The sequence below is a fragment of the Parendozoicomonas callyspongiae genome (assembly GCF_023502345.1).
Taxonomy (GTDB): Bacteria; Pseudomonadota; Gammaproteobacteria; order Pseudomonadales; family Endozoicomonadaceae; genus Sansalvadorimonas; species Sansalvadorimonas callyspongiae.
Genome location: NZ_JAMFLX010000059.1, coordinates 1 through 4,670 on the forward strand (window position 1 = coordinate 1; position 4,670 = coordinate 4,670).

Sequence of the window (4,670 nt, forward strand, 5' to 3'; positions counted from 1 at the left end):
CTTAAACACCTAAACAAATACAGGGCGAAGCTTTTCTCTCATTTCTTTCAGACGTGACGGGGTAATAGACCAGCGCGAAGAGTCATCAAATTCAAAATCAATTTTAATTCGTTTGGAGTTATTCTCCATTTGAACAAGTAGCTGTTTAAAATTCTGACCACATTGATCTGCGACGAGCTTTCTAAACGCGATGATTTGGTCATCTAATAAAAGAGGGTGGCTATCGATTTCTGCAGTTGCGGGAACAACTTCGTTTCCAATATAGATAAATCCACTGTTTGCGATATGTCCATCTGAAAGATCAAAAACAAAAGAGAGGGAGTCCCAATTATGTTCAATAACATCTTCACACCTTAGTATCATGGAGCCAATTTCCATGATTACTTGATCATTTATCATGTCGTTTACCTGTAGCTTCTCATATCAGACTTGGTTACTCTTTCAAAAGTCTCGCCTGCAGAGTTATTAAAGCGTTCTCTACGTTTAAAAACGGGTTTACCTGTTCTGGGATTAATAACGCTGTATTTAGCTACTATGTCCGTAGGTCTTTCGGAACCTGGTGGATGAAGGTCAACCTTTAATTGAACTTCAAAACCTTCACTGGTCCAGTCGGCCCACTCATTCTCCATCTTCTTGTATGCGCTACGGTTCAGATTGGAGTTCTGTGGGAACAGATTTTTCTCACCCTGGTCAGACATAAATCTGTGACCAACAATATGCCCCCCGTCATCATCAGGCAAGCGCTCATCTCCTCCAATAGTGCGTTGTATGCCTTTCTCGTCAGCTGAGCGGGGAGAGTTATACGTAGAGTCGAGCTTAGCCTCAACAGAAATTGGTCTGCCAGATTCGTCAAGTGTCCAGGTAGCCTTGTTGGAACCATAAGTCTTTGTAACTTTGGTGCGCTTGGGTGGTTTCTTGGACTTTGGTGGATCAGATGGCTGATGAGGTTTGCCTTCTGTTTCATATGATTTTAATTGTGATGACCCAGTACTTTCCCGGGTTTGCCAGGCTTGTGGTCTGCCAGGCCTTTTCTTGCCTGGCTTAAGGTCAACTATTCGCTCAAATAGCTTGCCGACTTTCTGAAATCTACCAACTAATCGAGGCTTGCTGGCCAGGCTGGCAACAGCACCGGTGCCTCCAGTTGCAACAATCAATACAATAGTCAGCAGCACTTCAAACGCAGCTGAACCAGCCAGTTCTGCTACTTCAAGGCTGTGTTGGGCGCGGGCATAGTCTTTGGCAAACTGGGTGATTAGAGCTTGGCTAGGTTCATCCTCCCAAAGGAAAACTGCCATATCCCAGGCTTTGGCAAATATCTCCGGATTGATCTTGGAAGGATCAAATCCCAGGGCTTCTATTAGCTCTCGGTATTCGGCCTCTCTCCAGGTGCTGTAAAAAGTTGCTCCCCACTCTTCAAAAGCACTGGTGCGAACGGTGGTTATCGCCGCCTTGCCGATGCGCTCCACCTGCTTGTGGATGGCAACAACGTCATAGATCTCTTTTGTCCAGGATAAGAAAGACTCTCCAGCTGCAAGTAATCCTTTGCCCGCATGGCTTGCATGGGCAGCGGCCTTTTCAAGTTTTGAACGTTGCTTGTGTATCTGCTCAAGTTGAGCAGCTTCAGCTCTTTCCGCAGCGATGATCTGATTCAGGTGGCTGCGGATCTCTGTATAGGTGGCTTCGAGTTTTCTTTTTCGTTGCTCGGCTTCAAAGTCGACGTGAAAAACCTTGATCTGACCTGTCCGGAGATAACTTGTGATTCTCTCGGTAGAGCTCTGGAAACCAGAAGCAGAAGACTCTGCAGGAAACTGGCTTTCAAGCCTTTGCAGGGAGAAGGTGTCCAGTTCAAAGAGAAAGTGGCCAACATTGAAATCATCAAGATCCAGGCGTTTGTATCCGTACGCAAATGCCTGTCGGGATAGCAGGAACTGCATACCATGGATATTCTTGAGAAAAATGTCCTGAAAGTCCGTTTGAAACACGTTTCACGCCCTTTATTCTTCTTTCTGTGGCGAGGCCGAGACAGCTCTTTATTGGTGATGTTGATCGAGATACTGCCGTGTTTGCAGGCATTGAATCAGAAATGGGGGTTGTTAACCAGAGCGCGCAGTGACTTTCTATCTTCAAATAAGAACGGTGGCTGAAGAGGCGGGGGTGTTTTTTCGGCATATATGCTTAGGTACACGATCATACAAACCGCAAGCATCGTCGTATATCGCCGTTATAACTCAATGATCTTATAGAGAAAAAACGGGGGTCAGTTTTGCTCTTACCTCCCAGTTTAAGAGCCAGGAGCACCAGAAACCCGATAAACAGGCAAAAATGATGTTTTTGTGGGAAACGAACAAAACAGTCGGTTCTCGCAAAAGTGCGCAGTAAACAGGGGTATTTCAGGGAGATAATTTAAGATACGTCTTCTGTAGAGGAGGAAAATGGCAGTGTATGGGGATATAAGCGTGGCGAACAAACTGCTTTTTAACCCGTTCCCTCACAACTGACCCACAAAATGAATGTGGGTTTGGAGTCTTCTTTTCCCTTATTTGGCTACAAATTGCTTGCTTTAAGTGTACAGGTATACCATGAATTCATAGCATTTCTGTGAAGATAAGTTTGGTCATGGATCAGGTCAGTGCTATTAAAAAGCTTTCAGGCTTGGATCGAGGAGGACAATTGGTCTTTACCACACGGGATCTGGCGAAGATCTTTTTTGAAGATCGCCCCAAGGCATTTCAGGCTGGCTTGGCGCGCTTGGTGAAGAACAGTATTCTCCGTCGGGTGGTCAGGCTAACGATCATGACCACTGGACGCAAAGGTGAGTACAAAACCCCTTTTGGCACTCTTGAGTTTACCCATACCAAGCGCTCTGTTGGGGATATTTTGGATAGCTTTGTCGATCGAGACAGACCTTTGAAGATTGCCACAAAACAAGCAGCTATCCGTGACTTGAAGCGAGTAGGCAGAAATCTTCACCTTCTTGATGAGACTCTGTAGTAAGGTAGAAGGAACATACAGGAATAGTCACCGTTCATCATGCCCGTATATCAGCCACCATTTACGATTACCAGTGAAATACTGACAGCAGTTGCCAATATTAGTGAGATGTTGGGGCGCTACAGTGCCGGGCAGGCTACAGAGCTAACACCTCAACTGCGTAGAGGCAACCGGGTTCGCACAATTCAGGCATCCCTTGCTATTGAACACAACACTTTGACGGTTGAGCAGGTGACAGCACTGCTGGATGGTAAGCGTGTGCTGGGTAGCCCGAAGGAAATCCAGGAAGTGCAGAATGCCTTTGCGGCTTACGATACCCTGGCAGATCTGGTGCCCTCACGGGTAGAGGATCTTCTTCAAACCCACAAATTGCTTATGTTCGGTTTAACAGAGCAAGCAGGGAGTTGGCGTTCTGGTGGCGTTGGAATATACCGTGAAGACCAACTTGTTCATATGCCACCTCCGGCATCACAGGTTCCTCGTCTTGTAGGCGAATTGCTGGCCTGGCTGGAGACAAATGATGTTCACCCATTGATTTCCAGTTGTATTTTTCATTACGAGTTTGAGTTTATTCACCCATTTTCGGATGGTAATGGCCGGTTAGGAAGGTTTTGGCAGACCCTTATACTGTCCCGTTGGAGGTCCGCTTTGGCCTATTTGCCAGTGGAAACGCTGATCAAGGAGCAACAGAATGATTATTATTCAGCTCTGCGTGAATCTGATAAAGCCTGTGATGCAACTCCCTTTATTGCGTTTATGTTGAGAACGCTGGAACAGGCTTTAACGGAAGCCTTGGCATCAGAGCCGCTAGCTGGGAAGCATAATACGCAAGCTAACGATCAGGTAACCGACCAAGTAACCGACCAAGTAACCGATCAAGTTAAAAAGTTACTGACTGTGCTGTTTTCTGCAAGTGAGCAGGCTCTGGGTTCAAAAGAACTGATGGAGAGGCTGCAGCTGAAACACCGCCCCAGCTTTCGAAAAAGCTATTTGGGTCCGGCACTGGAAAGCGAGCTGATTATGATGAGCTACCCCGAGCGCCCGAATAGCCCGAAACAGACCTACCGCTTGAGTCATAAGGGCATGGCATATATAAAATTGTAAGCTGAGGCGACACCTCCCTTTAAAATTGCCGGTTTGCGACCAAGTAACCGACCAGGTTAAAAATTGGTTAATGTACTCTTTTGGTTGGTGCTCCTGATTTCCAGTGCCGTTTAAAACGCTTTTCCCGAGTTCAGTGCTTGTATCACAAGTTTTGTTGCTGAAGAGTTACAGTTACACCATTTCTGGAGATAAGAGAGTAGAAGATAGCATTGTGGTATAAAGGGATACTGTGTGAATTGGAAGATGGAAACAATCACGTGATCCAGATATTCGATACGGAAACCACAGGCCTGCCGCGAAACTGGAAAGCTCCCATGTCAGATGTTGAAAACTGGCCCAGAGTTATTCAGCTTGCCTATCTTGTATTCGACGACAATGGTCATGAAATGACAGAATACAACGAGCTGATAAAGCCCGATGGCTGGACAATTCCAACAGAGAAATTCTGGATTGATAACGGATTCAGTCAGGAAGAGTCCATGGCGAAAGGTGTGCCCATTCATCAGGCGCTTGATAAATTCCTGACAGAATATAACCGGTGTCGCGTACTGGTGGCCCATAACATCAGTTTTGAT

At 46.1% G+C, this 4,670-nt stretch carries 4 protein-coding genes and 1 pseudogene; 3 read left to right on the plus strand and 2 right to left on the minus strand.

Annotated elements, in window-relative coordinates; translation table 11 throughout:
• Positions 1-9: 9 nt before the first annotated feature.
• Both M3P05_RS20050 and M3P05_RS21145 read right to left on the minus strand, forming a co-directional pair.
• Positions 10-399, minus strand: a complete 390-nt coding sequence (locus M3P05_RS20050) for a hypothetical protein (RefSeq protein ID WP_249701907.1) — start codon at positions 397-399, stop codon at positions 10-12.
• Positions 400-404: 5 nt separating this feature from the next.
• Positions 405-1,982 (minus strand): DNA/RNA non-specific endonuclease, encoded by a 1,578-nt coding sequence (locus tag M3P05_RS21145; protein ID WP_249701908.1) that lies wholly within the window; start codon positions 1,980-1,982, stop codon positions 405-407.
• 634 nt (positions 1,983-2,616) lie between these two features.
• On the opposite strand from M3P05_RS21145, the gene M3P05_RS20060 reads away from it, so the two are divergent.
• The 3 genes and pseudogenes from M3P05_RS20060 to M3P05_RS20070 all read left to right on the plus strand — a co-directional run.
• A complete protein-coding gene (locus M3P05_RS20060; RefSeq protein WP_249701909.1) occupies positions 2,617-2,991 on the plus strand; it encodes a hypothetical protein in 375 nt (124 codons plus the stop codon).
• A 39-nt stretch (positions 2,992-3,030) separates the two neighbouring features.
• Complete coding sequence (locus M3P05_RS20065; RefSeq protein ID WP_249701910.1) at positions 3,031-4,095, plus strand: Fic family protein; 1,065 nt, start codon at positions 3,031-3,033, stop codon at positions 4,093-4,095.
• A gap of 314 nt (positions 4,096-4,409) precedes the next feature.
• Positions 4,410-4,670 (plus strand): annotated as a pseudogene (locus tag M3P05_RS20070) (hypothetical protein); the annotation flags it as partial.

Coding starts and splice junctions, on each gene's coding strand:
- M3P05_RS20050 (WP_249701907.1), bottom strand. CDS start 399: ATGATAAATGATCAAGTAATCATGGAAATTGGCTCCATGATACTAAGG.
- M3P05_RS20060 (WP_249701909.1), top strand. CDS start 2,617: ATGGATCAGGTCAGTGCTATTAAAAAGCTTTCAGGCTTGGATCGAGGA.
- M3P05_RS20065 (WP_249701910.1), top strand. CDS start 3,031: ATGCCCGTATATCAGCCACCATTTACGATTACCAGTGAAATACTGACA.